Genomic DNA, 15,946 nt, shown 5'->3' with positions numbered 1-15,946 from the left:
CGAAAACGTACGAAAAACGAAACGAATCTCCTCTTTGTAAGCGGCAAAATCTTCTCGAAAAAAAAACGGGAATTCGAGAAACTTCCAAAGCGAGAAACCTGCAACCGGAGATTGCAAACGACGATGATCCATTTTGAACACAACCCGGCTTTAAAAACTTCCAAATCGACTTCCTCCAAAAATCCGCCCATCCTTTTCGCGCACGGCGCATGGCACGGGGCTTGGTGTTGGAAAGAGAATTTTATCCCCTATTTTCAAAAAGCGGGGTACGACGTTTATACTTTGGATATGAGAGGACACGGAAAAAGTTCGAACCGAGGCGGATCTTTTCGCTGGCATTCGATCCGAAACTATGTTCAAGACGTCCAAGAGGTTCTAAGTCAACTGCCCGAACCTCCGATCTTGATCGGACATTCGATGGGCGGTTTGGTCGTTCAAAAAGTATTAGAAAATACGCATGTTCCCAAGGCGGTACTGCTTGCAAGCGTTCCTCCGCACGGGGTCTTCAAGATCACGCTCGAAATTCTACTCAAATACCCGATCAAATTCCTGAAGGTTTTGATGACCTTGTCCCTTCTCCCCGTCGTCGAAAATCCCAACATCGGAAGAAAGCTATTCTTTTCCAAATCGATCAGCGATGAAAAAGCGCTTCGCTATGCTTCTCGGATGCAGGACGAATCCTTTCTTGCGTTTTTGGATATGCTGGTTCTCACCCTCCCGAAACCGAAAAAGGTAAAAACACCTCTCCTCGTTCTCGGAGGAGAAAAGGACCGGTTTTTCGCACCGTGGGAAGTGAAACGAACGGCTAACGCGTATCAGGCGGAATTCGAAGTATTTCCCGGAATGGGTCACAACATGATGCTCGACGAGGGTTGGGAAAAAGTCGCACGAAGAATCGACTCGTATCTTTCCGATTCCTTCGCGAACTCCGAGAGCGCCGTTCAAGAGGACGGACAAAACGGTTCGAAAGGAATATCGAAAAAGAACGCCTCAACCGTTTCTTCCAAGAAGAAGGTCGGCGCGAAAAAAAGGATACCCTCCAAAAAAAGGAAAACGAAATGACAACAGTCGATTGCGGTTACACGTTATCCGTCACCGACGCCTTCGATTCTGCGATGGCTTTTGCAAATTCCGCAAGCGCGTTTTGAAACGTTTCGATCGTATCTTCTCCGATCAGTTCGTCGTTTTCATTTACCTTTCTGCGCGCCACGGGAACCGGAAACGAAGCCTTTTCGACAATATGTGTGTTCATCACTTTTAGAGTCGTGAGAAGAGAAGCATGCGCTTTTTCCCCGCCGGAATAGGCAGGCGAGGAACTGAGCGCCATCACGGGTTTATTTACGTATTCTCCCGAACCGACGACCCAATCCAAAGAGTTTTTCAAAACGCCGGGGATTCCGTGCGCGTATTCCGGGGTGCAGATCAAAACCCCGTCAGCGTTGTTCAGAGCTTCCCTGTAACGCAGCACAACTTCGGGAGAATTCTCGCCGTCCCGATCCGGGGAAAAAAACGGAAGATCGTCTAACTGCGTATAGGTGATAAACTCCATATCCGAAGGCGCGACTTTGGCAATCGCACGAAGAAGAGAAGAACTGGTTGCCTGGGAACGAAGACTTCCCGAAATAGAAAGAATTTTCATAGCGTAACACTTAGAGCGTTTTGTCCGCCGGTTTGGAATAAAAAAATTTCCTATTTTTCGAGTTCTTTTTTAGAGAAGAATGATTCGAAACGTGGTACCAATGTTGACCTTGCTTTCCACCTCGATCCGTCCGCCCATCGCTTCCACTTGATTTTTGGTGATAAACAAACCGATTCCTTTCGCATCGCGGTTATTGTGAAAGGTTTTGTACATCCCGAAAAGTTTATCCCCGTTTTTATTCATGTCGATTCCGAGCCCGTTGTCGGCGATGCTGAGAACCAGGCGATTCTTTTCGTAAGCCGCGCTGAGAATGATTTCCGGAACTCGGTCCGGATGTCTATATTTCACCGCATTCGTTAAGAAGTTCAAAAGAATACTTTCCATATAAGAGGGGTTGCATCGAACTCGAATCGAATCCGAAACCAGATTTTTGATCTGAACCTGATACTTTTGGATTTCTCCGCCGATCGTTCGAGTGGCCTTATCGACGTATTCCCGCAAAACGATTTCCGTATTCTGAAGATTTTTGTTCGTTTGAATCGAAACGACCTCGTTCAAATTCAGAATCGTATCCATCAAACTGTCCGAGGCTTTCGTGATATATCGAACGACTTCCTGCCGTTCTTCTTCGCTTTCCGACTCTTCCAGAATCGTCAAAAGCATTGTGATATTTCCGGCGTGAGAACGGAGATTGTGCGAAACTATATGAGCGAAATTTAATAATCGCTCGTTCTGATCGTTCATAATATCGAGGGTTCTCTGCAACGCGAGTTCCCTCTGCTTTTGATCGTTGATGTTTTGAAACGTTCCGGAAACACGGATACATTTACCGTTCAGATATTCGGGTTTTCCTACCGAACGGGTCCAAACAAGATTTCCCTTTGCCGTCACGATTTCGATTTCGAGATCGAAAGGTTTTCCGGTCCGTATCGATTCCTCCAGTTTGTCGGCCGCTCGTTTGCGTTCCTTTTCGTTTTTATAAAAACGCGCACCCTCGTTTCCGGGAACGTAATCTTCCGGAACTTCGAAGATGGCCTTGGTCACCTTGCTCCAAATCCGAGTGTTGTTTTCCAGATCCAATTCCCAAGAACCGATCTGCGCCGCCTCGTTGGTTCGCGTAAGAATCTCCTCGAGTTTGCTTCTTTCAAATTCCTTCTTTTTGAGAGCGGTGATATCGGCGGTATACATGAGAATGCCGCCGACTACGTTCTGCGAAACATACCAGGGTCTTACTTCCCAGATGATCCACTGAACCGATCCGTCCAAACGGACAAAGGATTCCTCTTCCTTTCGCATCACCTTGCCCTGCAGACATTCCTGATGAATCCGTTTCCAATCGTCACCGATTTCCGGAAAGATTTCGTAGTGCGAACGGCCGATGATTTCGATTCCTCCGAGACGGTAATCGGTCAACCATTGTTGAGAAGCCGCCATATAACGCATGTTCGTATCGAACATCGCGATCGCGGATGGAGCCTTTTCGATAAAGACCTTGTTGAGTTCATAACTTTCTTTTAATGCGATTTCCGCGTTCTTGTGTTTGGTGATGTCCCAATTCGTTCCGAGCATTCGAAAGGGTTTTCCGGAAGCGAGACGTTGAACGATCGCGATGGCTTTGATATGATGCACCGAACCGTCCGGCCAAACGACCCGAAACTGAGTGTCGAACTCCTTTTCACCCGATACGGCCTGTTTGAATTCGAGCATACAACGTTCTTTGTCATCCGGATGCAGACTCCTTTCCCAATCCGCGACGGCGCCGAGATAATTTTCCGGTCTGATTCCATAGAGATCGAACATCGTGTCATCCCATTCAACCTTCCCGTCAATCAAATCGAAATCCCAAATACCGACTCTCGCCGTACGCGTAGCCAGCGCAAGCCGGTCCACGGTATGCTGCAGTTCGGTTTCAATCCTTTTGGATTTAGTAACATCGAAATAGGTGCCGATCATCAAGACCGGCTTTCCCTTCAGATCCACTTCCACTACCTTACAAGTGCATTTAAACCAAACGATGCTTCCGTTCTTATGAAGAAAACGGATGTCCGCCTCGTAAGGATGACTTACATCCGTCTTTAAATAATCATCGAACTCGTTTCGGATCGGGCCCAGATCTTCGGGAACGATATGCGATTGCCATGTGCGGATCGAATCTTCGAGTTCTTCCTCCCGATAACCGAGCATTCCTTTCCAAGCAGGACTTAGGTAACTGGTGCCATCGACAAAGTTTTTCTCCCAATAACCTGCATGCGCCTGTTCTAGAATCGTTTGAAGAATATGAATCATAATAAGATAGGCATTCCGACCGCCTTTGATCAGAATGGAATGTGTAACGCGCTATATTTTGAACAAAACTCCGCCCTCGGTCAAGCTCAAAAGAACGAACACGTTCTTAGAAACGAATCTTTGAACCGATAAAGGAAGAATTCTCCCGATCCAAGGAATGAAAGAACACGATTTGACAAAAACGGATTCGAACCCAAACAGTTCCGAAAGAATCTTGGAAATTTATTTCCAAGCCGAGCAAGAATGAGTCAGGGACAAAAAAGAAAATCGGATTCGCCTTTCCAGAATTCGATCGACCCGGGATACGGATTTTAAATCCGTGAAAAGAAAACCCGTATTAAGAAATCCTCATTTTATAATTCCGGAGAACATCGTCCGTATTCCAGGAAGATATGTTACAATTTTTGAATGTTTTTACGAACAGTTCGCTCCACGTTTATCGTTTCGATTTTTCGGCGGATGAGGACGCACGTTTTACGGACGACCTCGAACGTCGATCGACGGACTTCTCCAAAAAAAGAAGTCTGACGTCCTTCGAGCCGAGCGATCGGCCGTCTTGGGATTTGATCTCTATCTTTTGAATCGGTTTCCGATTGCGTTCGTCCACGAGAACCTGACTCAGTTCCTTTTTATCGAAGAGATATTTTTCCCCCCATTGTCTGAGAGATACAAGAATCGGAAACAGATCCCTTCCCTTATCCGTGAGCGCATATTCCTGATACGCGCTTCCGTCGCCGGCCGGAACGATTTCTAAAATTCCGTCGGCGACGAGCTTTTGAAGTCTCGAACTCAGAATATTTTTGGCAAGCCCCAGACTTTTTTCGAACTCACCGAATCTGCGTTTGCCTAAAAACGCATCGCGAAGAATGAGAAGAGACCACCATTCTCCGATCGAAGAAAGGGACCTTGCGATCGGGCAATCGTCTTCCTCAAGATTTTTGCGTTTCACAACAAGGCCTCCTCGAATCAGAATCTACGTTGAATCTTGTAAATCGCTTCCTACTTGGCAAGATAAATCGGCGCACCCGCCGGCAAACTGCTCGCACCTCCATCCACGATGATCTCAGCTCCTTGCACATACGAAGAATCGTCCGATGCGAGAAAGGCGACCACGTTTGCGATCTCGTCCGCATTGCCCACTCTTCGTAAAGGAATGGAAGCGGTCAGACCGGAAAGCCTTGCGTCCGCGGATTCGGAACTTCCCCAGATAGGAGTTTTCGTAGCGCCGGGAACGACTGTGTTAATGCGAATTCCTTTCGGACTCAACTCCGCGGCAAGAGACCTTGCCATAGCGCGCACACCCGCCTTGCTCGCAGCGTACGCGCTCACGCCGGCGGCTCCGAGAGTACTGATGACGGAGCCGTTCAGCACGATCGAAGAACCTCGTTTGAGAAGAGGAAGCGAGGATTGGATCGTAAGAAAAACTCCCGTAACATTCACGCTCAGCACCTCTTCGAAAGTCGCTTCGTTCGTATGACCTGCGGGCGTCGGCTTCATGATTCCCGCGTTCGCAAACACTACGTCCAACTCCCCGAATTCTTCCCGGATCGATTGAAAGAGCGCTTCTCTTTGATCGTGATCGACCACGTCCGCACGGATCGCCCTTGCCTTTGGTCCCAATTCTTGAACCGCCGCGTCCAAAGTATTTTGATCTCTTCCGGTAATGATTACGTTCGCACCTTCCGTAACGAATAACTTTGCAGTCGCCAATCCGATACCGCTGTTGCCGCCCGTAATCAAAACTTTCTTATCCTTGAATCTCATGATGTTTTCTCCCGATTCTGGTTTAATAAAAAAACTATATTATCTTGGACCGATTCTGGTTTAATATTGCAACCACTTTTTAAACCAAAATTCGAAAAAAACGGAGCCCCTGAAATAAAAAAAGGAGAAGAAGCGCTTTCGGCGGCGCCTCCTCTCCTTCCGAATTTTCATTTTTTGAAACTCGATTCGTTTTCAAAAAAACGAACGGAGTTTTCCGTTTTCGTATTATCGGATCTCGTTTACTCCCACGCCCGTTTTTTCGGCCAACTTGGTTCCGTATTCGGGATCGCAGCGATAGAAATGTTTTACGTTTGCGACGATCAAACCTTTCGGCAAACCCTTCATCGTTGAAGCGATTGTGGAAGTCAGTCGTTCCCGTTCTTCGGGCTTCATCATCCGATACAAATCCCCCGCTTGCGTATAATCGTCGTTTTCTTTGTGAGAATCATAACGATCCGCATCGCCGGAAATTTTCAGCGGAGGTTCCGCATACGAAGAATCCTGAACCGGTCCTTCAAATCCGTTCGGCTCGTAGTTGTCGTAGTTTCCGTCGGATTGAAATTGAACGCTTCCGTCTCTGTGATATGCGTTCACGGAATTTCTCGGTCTGTTCACCGGAAGTTGTTGGTAATGAACCCCCAAACGATATCTCTGTGCATCCGGATAAGCGAACAATCTTCCCTGCAGCATTTTATCGGGAGAAGCTCCGATTCCGGGAGGCATGTTCGAAGGAGAGAACGCGGCTTGTTCCACTTCTTCGAAGTAATTTTTAGGATTCGCGTTCAGCTCCAACACTCCGACTTCGATCAAAGAATAATCCTTGTGAGACCAGACCTTGGTCAGATCGAAAGGATTGAACTTATACGTTTCCGCTTCCTTTTCCGGCATGATCTGAACGCAGAACTTCCATTTCGGAAATTCTTTCCGTTCGATCGCTTCGAACAGATCTCTCGTCGCGTAATCGGGATCGGTTCCGGCTAACGCGGCCGATCTTTCTCCGCTTAGATTTTTGATTCCCTGCATCGATTTGAAATGAAACTTCACCCAAAAACGTTCTCCCGTAATATTCCAAAGTCCGAATGTATGACTTCCGTATCCGTTCATGAAACGATAGCCGTCCGGAATTCCTCTGTCACCGAAAAGAATCGTCATCTGATGCAGGGCTTCGGGAGCCTTGGCCCAATAGTCCCACATACGGAACGGATTCTTATAACCCGTGACCGGATCTCTTTTTTGAGAATGGATGAAGTCCGGAAATTTCAGAGGATCTCTTTCAAAGAATACGGGAGTGTTGTTACCCACAAGATCCCAGATTCCTTCTTCGGTATAAAACTTGATCGCAAACCCTCTCGGATCCCTTTCCGTATCCGCCGAACCCTTCTCGCCCGCCACGGTGGAAAATCGAAGGAACAACGGAGTTTGTTTTCCCGCCTTTGAAAAAACGGAAGCTCTTGAATATTTCGAAAGATCGTTTGTGATCGTCAATGTTCCGTACGCGCCCGCGCCTTTTGCGTGAACGACTCGTTCCGGAATTCTTTCCCGATTGAAATGCGCGAGCTTTTCGATGAGATGCGTGTCCTGAATCAGAAGCGGACCTCGCGGACCCGCGGAAACGGAATGTTGGTTTTGTGCGACCGGATGACCCCCGGCCGTGGTAAGAGTTTTTCGGCTCATTGTTTTACTCCTTGTATGGTTTGAAAAAGATAGATGATCCAGGATTTAAGAAAGGTTCCGAAACGCACCAAACGGCCGTTCGTCGATACTTCGCTTAACAATTCCGCAACTTCGGTACGACCGAACAGATTCGCAAATTGCAAGGCGGTTTGACCTTTTGGGTTTCGATAATTCTTATCCGCTCCCGCTTCCAGAAGAACCCGAACGATTTCGATATGACCCTTGAAGGCGGCTCCCATCAGGATCGAATTTCCGGCCGCGTCCGTTGCGTTCACGTCCGCGCCTTTGGAAATCAAAAATCGGGTCGCTTCCTCCCTTCCATTGTAAGCGGCTAACATCAGTAAGGTGTAACCCTTAGAGTCCGCTTCGTCGATGTGCGATTCGAAACGCAGGTTACGCGCTAAGCCGACCACATTTCCGTTCCTCGCGAAATCGAAACAAGGAGGCGGCGCCTTTCTACTGCTCCGGTAAGCAAGCCAAGCCTCCGAAAATTCGGACAAAGCTTCCGGAGAAAAGTGGCTTCCGCGGCTTTCTGCGGATTGGTTTTGAACTGAAGATTTCATGTTAAACTGCCTTAAATTCAAGAATACATCGTAAATTTTCATTTTCTAAATAAATTCTTGATTTAGACTAATTCTAAAACAGATTAAAATTAGCTCAAGTCTTTTTTTAGAATTAGTCTAAATTAGTGACAAAAATCAAGGCCCGTGAGAGATTGATCTTATGAAGGATTCGTACGAGAGAAGCAAAAAGATTCTGGAAAACGCGGGAATCAATGTGACGGTTCAAAGACTACAGATGGCAAATCTGCTTTTGTCCGAGCCGCAACATTTGACCGCGGATCAGGTGTTTCAATTGGTAAACGAACACATGCCCAACGCTTCCCGCGCTACTATATTCAATAATCTGAAACTGTTTGCGGAAAAGGGAATCGTGAATCTTCTCGAGTTGAAGTCGGGAATCACTTTATACGATTCGAACGTCGGCAATCATCATCACGCGGTCGACGAGGATACGGGAGAAATTTTCGATATCGATCTGGATTCTAAACTGGAAGAAAGAATTCTTTCCGAACTCAAACGTGACTTCGAATTAAAAACCGGCAGCTCCTTGGAAGATTGCAATCTGTTGATCACCCTCAAAGGAAAAAAGAAATAAGAATTACAAGTATTTTTCCTCGATCGTTGTCGGAACTTTGATTGGACGTGCGGTTCGATCTTGGACCGTATGTCGCTCTAGGTTCGTTTATTTCAAGCCATTCGATTTTCGAGCTTTCTGGAAAATGTAGGATCTCATACGAAATGAGGATATCGGAGGAATTCCCTTCCCTTTTTCATCCGAATTGAAGACCAAATTCGGAAAGTTTCTTCATTCTTTGCCGACTTATGTCCTGAAATTCCTTATGGAATTTCATAAATTCTCCGATTCTAGAAACACTGAGGAGAAAGTGAATGTTACGAGGAATGTATACGGGCGCGAACGGGATGATTATCCAGCAAACGAGAATGGACGTGATTTCAAACAATCTCGCTAACGTCGACAAGACCGCCTTTAAAAGAGACACCACGGTTTTTAAGACATTTCCCGAACTACTGCTCCACCGATTCGACGAAGACGGAGTCGGCAAGGTGCCTATGGGTTCCTTCGACACTGCACCGGTAGTCGGCAAACTCGGATTAGGCGGAGAAGTGAACGAAGTCTATACTCGTTTCGAACAAGGAGCCGTTAAAAAAACGGAGAATCCTTTCGATCTTATGCTACAAGATAGACCCGGCAACGAACATCCGGCATTCTTCAGCGTGATGACAAACCGAGGCGAACGTCTTTCTCGAAGCGGAGCTTTCATCATGGACACGAACGGTTATCTCGTAACCCCGCAAGGCTTTCCCCTGATGGGAGAGAACGGTCCGATCCGGGTCGCTCGCGGTAATTTTTTAATCAAGGAAAACGGCGAAGTCTGGATCAACGGCGAAATCGGAAACGATCCCGTAAACGGAACTTCCATTGAGAAGAACCGTTTTGAAACTCCCGTTCTTTTGGATAAAATCAAAATCCGTACCGTCGAAAATCCGCGCCACTTGGATAAAGAAGGTGATTCTTTTTATGCCGATACCCCCGAGTCCGGCGAGCCCGTTCCTTTTGATCTTAAAGACGAACCTTCGGTGTTACAAGGTTACCTAGAAGCGTCTAACGTGAGTGTTGTTACGGAGATGGTGGAAATGATCGAAGTCAATCGTTCTTACGAAGCGAATCAAAAGACGGTTCAGACGCAGGACAGCTTGCTCGGCAAACTCATCAATGAGGTTCTAAGGTAAATATCCCTTCAGGAGAAAACCAACCGCTGGACCCGATGGTCCTCCGGTTTTCCCCTGAAAAGATCCCCACCTCACCCCTCTTCGTTGACCATCACCCTCAACATCATCAGCAACATTTTTAGCACTCCGAGCATCTTCACACTTACTCACATAGTCTCGATACGCATTCTCACAAATCACATCTAACCCAAATACTTGAGCATTCTTGAGAAAGGAAAACTCATTCAAATACAACGTTGAGTTCTCCGGTTTGACATCCTCAATCGAGCGGGATTCGTGAGAGATTCCATTTTACTTGCAAGATTGAATTACTGAATCAGATTTCATCCGTTCCGGCCTCTCTTTTGATTTCAAGACCTTGATCGGACCATGTTAAGAATTGATAATTCTGGTTCCGCACCAAATACTCCAAGCTACCCATATTTTTACCTTGTAACAAAGTCAGCAATCGATCGACGACATTGTGATGAGCCCAGACTGCGATTACTTCGAGGTCTTTTGCTTCCTCAAACGTACAATCGAATGGGGTACTATCGCGAATCTTTCGTATTGTACCGCTCTGTAAATCGACCGTAACTTTCCAAGCCAGTTCATAGTATTCGGAAGGATAATCGCCGACGCCGACTTTTTCCCATCCGCCTTTACGGGGAGTAGAACGGAAAACTACCACACAAAATGCAACGGGTAAATTTAATATATCATGGATGCTCAGTTCTTTTTTCGTGGATATTTTAAAAAAACGCGTTTCATGATTCGGAACACATTGACAATAACCGTGATTTCCATTCTCCAACGGAAATTTAAAAATAAAACCCGGCTTTTGAACGATTCTTTTCATTTTTCATTCTAAATTCATTTCGGTCTTTTTGATACTGTAAGCACGGAAAAGACTGGCCTATTCTCCCCGCAAAATAAGTGAACCGTCGCCAAGCGGGTGTCATAGCAAATTTTGTTTTGGACGCATTTTACGGAGCGAACGATTCGTTTATGCGAAAGAAGCTGAACTCCGCGCTTTGATTGCTCCGATTATTTTTTTCGCAGGTTCGTATTCGGGATCGATGGCGATCAATCGACCTAAGAGACAATTCACTCGATCCAATTCTCCCGTTCGATAATAGATCTTCGTCAAATTCATCAGACTCTTTTTGCTATTCGGACGACGGTAATGATAACATTCCCCGAGATCGGCCGCAAGTTCTAGATTGTTGATCTTTCGATTGCAGATCGAAGCTATCAAAAATAACGTATCGTGATCTGGATAAGCCTGTATCTGCTCTTGTGCGATCTTAGCTGCGGCTCCAAAGTCCCGCCGTTCCAATGCAAGGTGAAGCATACGACGATTCGTTATGTATTCCGGCCTTATTCCGTTTCGAAATCCGTTCGAAGATTTCTTTTCGCCTTCATAGGAAATCCGCATCAAACTGAAATCGTCTACGAGATCCCCTTGCGCGATCAGAAAATTTTTGATGCCGGTCAAATTTCCCCTGCCGTCTTGCACCGCATTGAGAAAGAGCTGCGTATCCCAGTTCATTTCCAGTCTATCGGCCGCCTTTTTTTTGAGGGAAATATCATCGCGACCGTCGGAACCGATAATGATCGTATCTCCGGGCTGCAACAAAAAAGTTTTCAGAGTGAAAACGTTTTCGACGCAATCATGATAGTGATGTTCTCCCCCGTCTTGAATGACTCGATCGATGATCGGCATTCCCAACTTGCGGATATTCAACTCTTCTTCCAAATAGACCGCTTCTCCTCCGCGATAAAGAACCGTCCACGGATGTTCCGCATTGATATAGTATAAGAAGCCTCGTTCTTCATCCACGAGTCCGAAGACCATCGACATAAACATGGAACCGTCGAAGGACTCGAAAATTTTTTGAAAATCAAGATAACAGGATTTGATCCATTGCTCCGGATAATGCAGTTGATTTCGTTTCGATTTGTTTCTCGCTAAACAAGAGCGAAATACGCTGCCCATGATGATCGCACCGGCCGCTCCTTGCAAAGATTTTCCCATCGCGTCTCCGTTCAGAAACGTTGTGTAATTCTTTCCACGCAAAGTGATTCGATCGGAAATACAAATGTCGCCTCCGATTTCATGGATCTGATCCTTATAATGAAACTTCTTTCTCTGCTCGATCAAAGATTCGACTCGCACCGGACCCGGATGCGCCTTGATCTGACTCAAAGGATTGCTCAAATAGCTGATCAGAAAATAATCCTGCTCCTGTAGTTCCTTCGCTTTCGTAACTTCTCCTAACGCTTCGGACAATTGATTGGATTTCCGAGAGATCGTAGTAAGCAGATAGTAGACGGTGGCCGATACGATTCCTCCGATGGCGACGATGTTCAGCGCGTAAAAGATATCCACGATTTTTTCGGGTAAACGATGGCCGGACGGATTTCCGATCAGGCTCGGTGAAAAGACGGAACCGATCACGACGAGCATGAATGCAAATCCCCAATAAAAAGCGTGACGCGCCCCTTGGTAGATAAACGTCGCGATTACGACCGGAAACATCCAGAGTATGACGCCGCTTGCGTTTTGATATCCTCCCAATACCGTTTGCAAAGTCGGCGGCAATACGAAATACAATCCGAAACAGGTAATCATAAAAACCGAAAATCCTTCCGGTCCCTTGATCCAGTAATAAAGGAGAGTCAAAATCCCGCAGCCCGAATAGATAACGGGGATCAGAGCCGCCGCATGCAGATCATAAATCCAATACGTTACGGACCAAAACGGAACCATAAGAATCGTTACTCCGAACAAGATAACAAGAGAACGTCGCTTTAATTCTTGAGATGAATCCGTATGAATTGGAGATGACCGTACCATTACAAACTCCCGAGTGAAAGGTCTTTCTTCATCAAAGATAAACAGTTACCCGCAAATACGTGGCCGGTATCAAAACTCCGTCCGATTTGCTTTGATTCTGCCCGTTCGCAAGCTCGATCAGTCGACTTCTCAGCTCCTTCACTTTTCCGTTTTTTTCCGCGGCTTCAAACGCGTTCATCGTAGGTCCGTAGAATCGACCGAGTAACTCTACAAGATCTTCCGGAGTTTTATCCGCCGATTGAAAGTTGTACGTATCTTTGATCATCGAAATCCTTTCGACAGGAACTCCGGCCTTTGCGAAATATTCTATAACGCGCGCTTCGACACCCCAAGTCATAGGACTCACAAAACCTTCCGGCGGCAACGGCAGATAGGAAGCGCTGATCGTCAGCAGTTGTGAAACGAAGGAAGTGGAATCGTTCGGAATCCAATTCCCCATCACGATACGACCTCCCGGTTTGGTAACCCGAACCATCTCGCTCGCTACGTCAAAGGGTCTGGGAGCGAACATTGCCCCGAAGACGGAAAGAATTAGATCGAACGAATGATCCGCAATCCCTTGCAGATTGCAGGCATCTCCTTCTTGAAACGTAAGCAGAGAAAGTCCCGCCTCGGCGGCTCTTTGATTTCCTGCTTTAACTAGATTCTCGGCTATATCGATTCCAAGAACTTGCGCACCCGTCCTTGCAAGAGGGATCGCAGTCGTTCCGTCTCCGCAACCAAGATCCAATACGCGTGAAGGTCGTTGTATTGCAAGTGATTCGACTAACTCCTCACCGGATTGCCGCATAAATGCGGCAATCTCCGTAAAATCGCCCTTTTCCCATAAAGTTTTGTTCGGATTTTCCAATTTGGATCCTGAAGATTGTTGTATCATATATGCAAATCCTATTAAGTAGATTCGACGGCACTTCCGATCTTACGGCGCCGAGTAGATTCGGATTTCCGGATCAGCCTTAAGCAAGGGTTTCAAAGCCGTTACGATGTCCTTTGAGAAAAGGTCCGTAGTAAGATAGGCTTCCGCTTGTTTTCGGCTCGCAAAGACGTGCAAGACTTGTACATCTTCATCGCGCAGCAATAGCTCTTTCGATTTTGCGCCTGCGATTTGTTTGAGAAAGGGTTTTTTGAATTTTTCGTAAACTCCTCCTGCTGCGGCTCGATTGTTTGCGTCTACCTTTAAGGTGATTTCAAGATATGCCTTTTCCGCAAAGACAATCGTCGGCGACACGAGCAAGGTTCCGATGAGTAAAACAAAAATTGATTTACTCGTAATACGGGTTAATAATTGATTCATCTAAAGTTCTCCTTTATGCCTTGGATTATATTTGCAGTCGTCGAAAGCTCATTGTATAATTCTGCAAGGTCGAAAAAAAACTAACGGGCCTTTATCATGAAACTGGATTCAACACCGCTCGTACGTCAGGAAAGAATTTGCATTTGGGGGAGCCGTTGTATGTTTGCGGGCTATCTTCCGGATTTAACTCTGCGCCGCAGAGCGGCTGCAACGGTTTGTATCGGCTTAGACGAGGAATTTCAACTTTCTCTGAACGATTCGGATTGGATGAATTTTCGTTCCGTTTTGATTCCGCCGATGGTGGACCATTCCATTCGATTTTCAGGCGGATTTTGTGTTCTTCTTTTTATGGACTTAAGCAGTCCCAATTATGAATTTTTAAGAGCCTCCAACCAGGAAAAAGAAAATCAAGGAATCTTTATAACTCTGCAGGAAGAGAATCAACTCTTCGAGAAGATCAATCAGATCTTGGCGACGGACTCGGAAGAGTCGCTCGTGGAACTGTTGAATCAAATTCCTCCGTTATCCGACGACGAATCGCGGGTTATCGATGAAAGAATTCAAAAGATCGTCGATTTAATCACTTCGATGCCGCAGGAAGATCATTCAGCAAAAGATTTGGCGGAGATTGCGGGAATGTCCGTTTCCAACTTGGAGCACCAATTTAAAAAGGAAGTCGGCATTCCGTTTCATTCGTTTCGCACTTGGTTCCGTCTTAAATTGACCGTCTATTCGTTGTTACACGGAATGAGTCATACCGACGCGGCTCACCGCGCAGGATTTTTCGATTCGGCTCATTTTACGCGAACCTTCCGTTCTACGTTCGGCCTGCCCCCATCCGAAATCTTCAGAAGCACAAGGCAGTTGAAATCGTTCATAGAAGTTCCTGTGAGTTACACCGAATCTTGGTGATCGTAGTAAAAAAAGACCGCGTACATTGGCGAAGAATTCTTATTCGTAACTGAGGTACGTGGTCATCGTTCCTTTTCCTTTCACATCCACGGATCGGCTGAGTTCTATGTTGGATTTATCGCTCAACAATGCGTATGTAGTTTCCGAAATTTGAATTCTACCCGGGATTCCGTGCGATTCCAAGCGACTCGCGGTATTCACAGCGTCTCCCCAAAGGTCGTACGCGAATTTCTTTTTACCGATCACACCTGCAATGACCGGACCCGAATGAATCCCGATTCGAATCCTCAAAACTTTTCCGGAGGACGGATCCCGCATCGTCTTCGTGAACTTCTGCATCTCAATCGCCATCTGCATCGCGGCGTCCGCATGAGCCTCGTCCCAAATCGGAATTCCCGCAACGACCATATACGCGTCGCCGATCGTTTTGATTTTCTCCATCTTGTATTTCTCAGCGAGAGTATCAAAGTGAGAAAAGACTTCGTTTAGAAAATGCACCAATACCTCCGGCGACACTTGTTGTGAGATCACCGTAAAATTTTCGATATCCGCAAACAAGATTGAGACGCTTTGATAGCCGTCCGCGATCGTGGAAGGATTCCGTTTCAATCGATCCGCGATCGGAGCGGGAAGAATATTCAACAGAAGATTTTCCGCACGATCGTGTTCTTGTTTATTTTTAGAAATGAAATAGAACAAACTGAAGAACGTTAATGTGCCCGCGCCGACGATATTGATTACGAAGAACAAAATTCTAAGATTCGGTTCCACTTTCGGAGTCGGCAACCGCAGATAAAATTCCGCGAACCCGCTCAAAGCCAAAACGATTAGAAACGATCCGAACCATACGAGACCTTGCCGAATCGGAGCGAAGGAAAGGGCACCGAGAGGACAGAGAATCGCCCAGATGATTACGCCGCCCGAATTTTCAAATCCGCCTAAACTCAACTGCAACAGCACGGGAAGAATTAAAATAAAAAGAAACTGAAGAAATCGAAACGTTACGTATTTACCCGTGAGGAATACGAAGAACAAACTGAGTAAACTTAAAATCGCATACCATCCAGGAATCAGAGCCGATTGGGGAAATCCCAACCGGAAATAGAGAAAGCTCCACAGAAATCCGGCGACGGTGAAGGCTATCGAAAAAAGAATCAATCCGTTCTTGTGAAGTTTCTCGCGTTCCGCCGTTTGTGCATTCGATGACATATACCCTCGATAGA

General features: G+C 46.3%; 15 protein-coding genes and 1 pseudogene. 4 read left to right on the top strand and 12 right to left on the bottom strand.

Annotation, left to right across the window (positions count from 1 at the left end; all coding sequences use genetic code 11):
• Positions 1–123: 123 nt before the first annotated feature.
• Complete coding sequence (locus LFX25_RS07830) at positions 124–1,062, top strand: alpha/beta hydrolase (protein ID WP_238729757.1); 939 nt, start codon at positions 124–126, stop codon at positions 1,060–1,062.
• A 16-nt stretch (positions 1,063–1,078) separates the two neighbouring features.
• Here LFX25_RS07830 and LFX25_RS07825 read toward each other — a convergent pair whose 3' ends face one another.
• The 6 genes from LFX25_RS07825 to LFX25_RS07800 all read right to left on the bottom strand — a co-directional run bounded on the left by LFX25_RS07825 (position 1,079) and on the right by LFX25_RS07800 (position 7,926).
• Positions 1,079–1,639 carry an NADPH-dependent FMN reductase gene (locus LFX25_RS07825; RefSeq protein WP_238729756.1) on the bottom strand — a complete coding sequence of 187 codons (561 nt, stop codon included), beginning with the start codon at positions 1,637–1,639 and terminating at the stop codon, positions 1,079–1,081.
• Between the two features lie 69 nt (positions 1,640–1,708).
• A complete protein-coding gene (locus LFX25_RS07820) occupies positions 1,709–3,925 on the bottom strand; it encodes a PAS domain-containing sensor histidine kinase (RefSeq protein ID WP_238729755.1) in 2,217 nt (738 codons plus the stop codon).
• A 436-nt stretch (positions 3,926–4,361) separates the two neighbouring features.
• Positions 4,362–4,874 (bottom strand): winged helix-turn-helix transcriptional regulator, encoded by a 513-nt coding sequence (locus tag LFX25_RS07815; protein WP_238729754.1) that lies wholly within the window; start codon positions 4,872–4,874, stop codon positions 4,362–4,364.
• A gap of 50 nt (positions 4,875–4,924) precedes the next feature.
• Complete coding sequence (locus LFX25_RS07810) at positions 4,925–5,689, bottom strand: SDR family NAD(P)-dependent oxidoreductase (protein WP_238729753.1); 765 nt, start codon at positions 5,687–5,689, stop codon at positions 4,925–4,927.
• Between the two features lie 225 nt (positions 5,690–5,914).
• Complete coding sequence (locus LFX25_RS07805; protein WP_238729752.1) at positions 5,915–7,363, bottom strand: catalase; 1,449 nt, start codon at positions 7,361–7,363, stop codon at positions 5,915–5,917.
• A complete protein-coding gene (locus LFX25_RS07800) occupies positions 7,360–7,926 on the bottom strand; it encodes an ankyrin repeat domain-containing protein (RefSeq protein WP_238729751.1) in 567 nt (188 codons plus the stop codon). The genes LFX25_RS07805 and LFX25_RS07800 overlap by 4 nt, the downstream gene beginning before the upstream one ends.
• A 160-nt stretch (positions 7,927–8,086) precedes the next feature.
• Here LFX25_RS07800 and perRA point away from each other — a divergent pair, with 160 nt between their 5' ends.
• Positions 8,087–8,521, top strand: a complete 435-nt coding sequence (gene perRA, locus LFX25_RS07795) for a peroxide-responsive transcriptional repressor PerRA (RefSeq protein ID WP_238729750.1) — start codon at positions 8,087–8,089, stop codon at positions 8,519–8,521.
• Between the two features lie 293 nt (positions 8,522–8,814).
• The gene (locus LFX25_RS07790) at positions 8,815–9,678 is read left to right on the top strand and encodes a flagellar hook-basal body protein (RefSeq protein WP_238729749.1); all 864 of its coding nucleotides are present in this window, start codon (positions 8,815–8,817) and stop codon (positions 9,676–9,678) included.
• On the opposite strand, the pseudogene LFX25_RS07785 reads toward LFX25_RS07790, so the two are convergent.
• The 5 genes and pseudogenes from LFX25_RS07785 to LFX25_RS07765 form a co-directional block, all read right to left on the bottom strand.
• Positions 9,670–9,933: pseudogene (locus tag LFX25_RS07785) on the bottom strand (MarR family transcriptional regulator); the annotation flags it as partial. The gene LFX25_RS07790 and the pseudogene LFX25_RS07785 sit on opposite strands and share 9 nt — an antisense overlap.
• A gap of 61 nt (positions 9,934–9,994) precedes the next feature.
• Complete coding sequence (locus LFX25_RS07780) at positions 9,995–10,516, bottom strand: Imm26 family immunity protein (protein WP_238729748.1); 522 nt, start codon at positions 10,514–10,516, stop codon at positions 9,995–9,997.
• 147 nt (positions 10,517–10,663) lie between these two features.
• Positions 10,664–12,430: a PP2C family protein-serine/threonine phosphatase gene (locus LFX25_RS07775; protein ID WP_238729747.1), complete on the bottom strand. Its 1,767-nt coding sequence runs from the start codon at positions 12,428–12,430 to the stop codon at positions 10,664–10,666.
• A 118-nt stretch (positions 12,431–12,548) separates the two neighbouring features.
• Positions 12,549–13,307 carry a class I SAM-dependent methyltransferase gene (locus tag LFX25_RS07770; RefSeq protein ID WP_238729746.1) on the bottom strand — a complete coding sequence of 253 codons (759 nt, stop codon included), beginning with the start codon at positions 13,305–13,307 and terminating at the stop codon, positions 12,549–12,551.
• A 129-nt stretch (positions 13,308–13,436) separates the two neighbouring features.
• Positions 13,437–13,811 (bottom strand): hypothetical protein, encoded by a 375-nt coding sequence (locus tag LFX25_RS07765; protein WP_238729745.1) that lies wholly within the window; start codon positions 13,809–13,811, stop codon positions 13,437–13,439.
• A gap of 96 nt (positions 13,812–13,907) precedes the next feature.
• Between LFX25_RS07765 and LFX25_RS07760 the strand changes: the two genes are divergently transcribed.
• Positions 13,908–14,723, top strand: coding sequence for a helix-turn-helix domain-containing protein (locus LFX25_RS07760; protein ID WP_238729744.1), 816 nt, complete (start codon positions 13,908–13,910; stop codon positions 14,721–14,723).
• 39 nt (positions 14,724–14,762) lie between these two features.
• Here the strand turns inward: LFX25_RS07760 and LFX25_RS07755 are convergent, their stop codons facing one another.
• Positions 14,763–15,932 carry an adenylate/guanylate cyclase domain-containing protein gene (locus LFX25_RS07755; protein ID WP_238729743.1) on the bottom strand — a complete coding sequence of 390 codons (1,170 nt, stop codon included), beginning with the start codon at positions 15,930–15,932 and terminating at the stop codon, positions 14,763–14,765.
• Between the last annotated feature and the right edge of the window lie 14 nt (positions 15,933–15,946).

Source organism: Leptospira sanjuanensis, assembly GCF_022267325.1.
Classification (GTDB): Bacteria; Spirochaetota; Leptospiria; order Leptospirales; family Leptospiraceae; genus Leptospira; species Leptospira sanjuanensis.
This window is presented reverse-complemented; position numbering and strand designations above follow the sequence as displayed.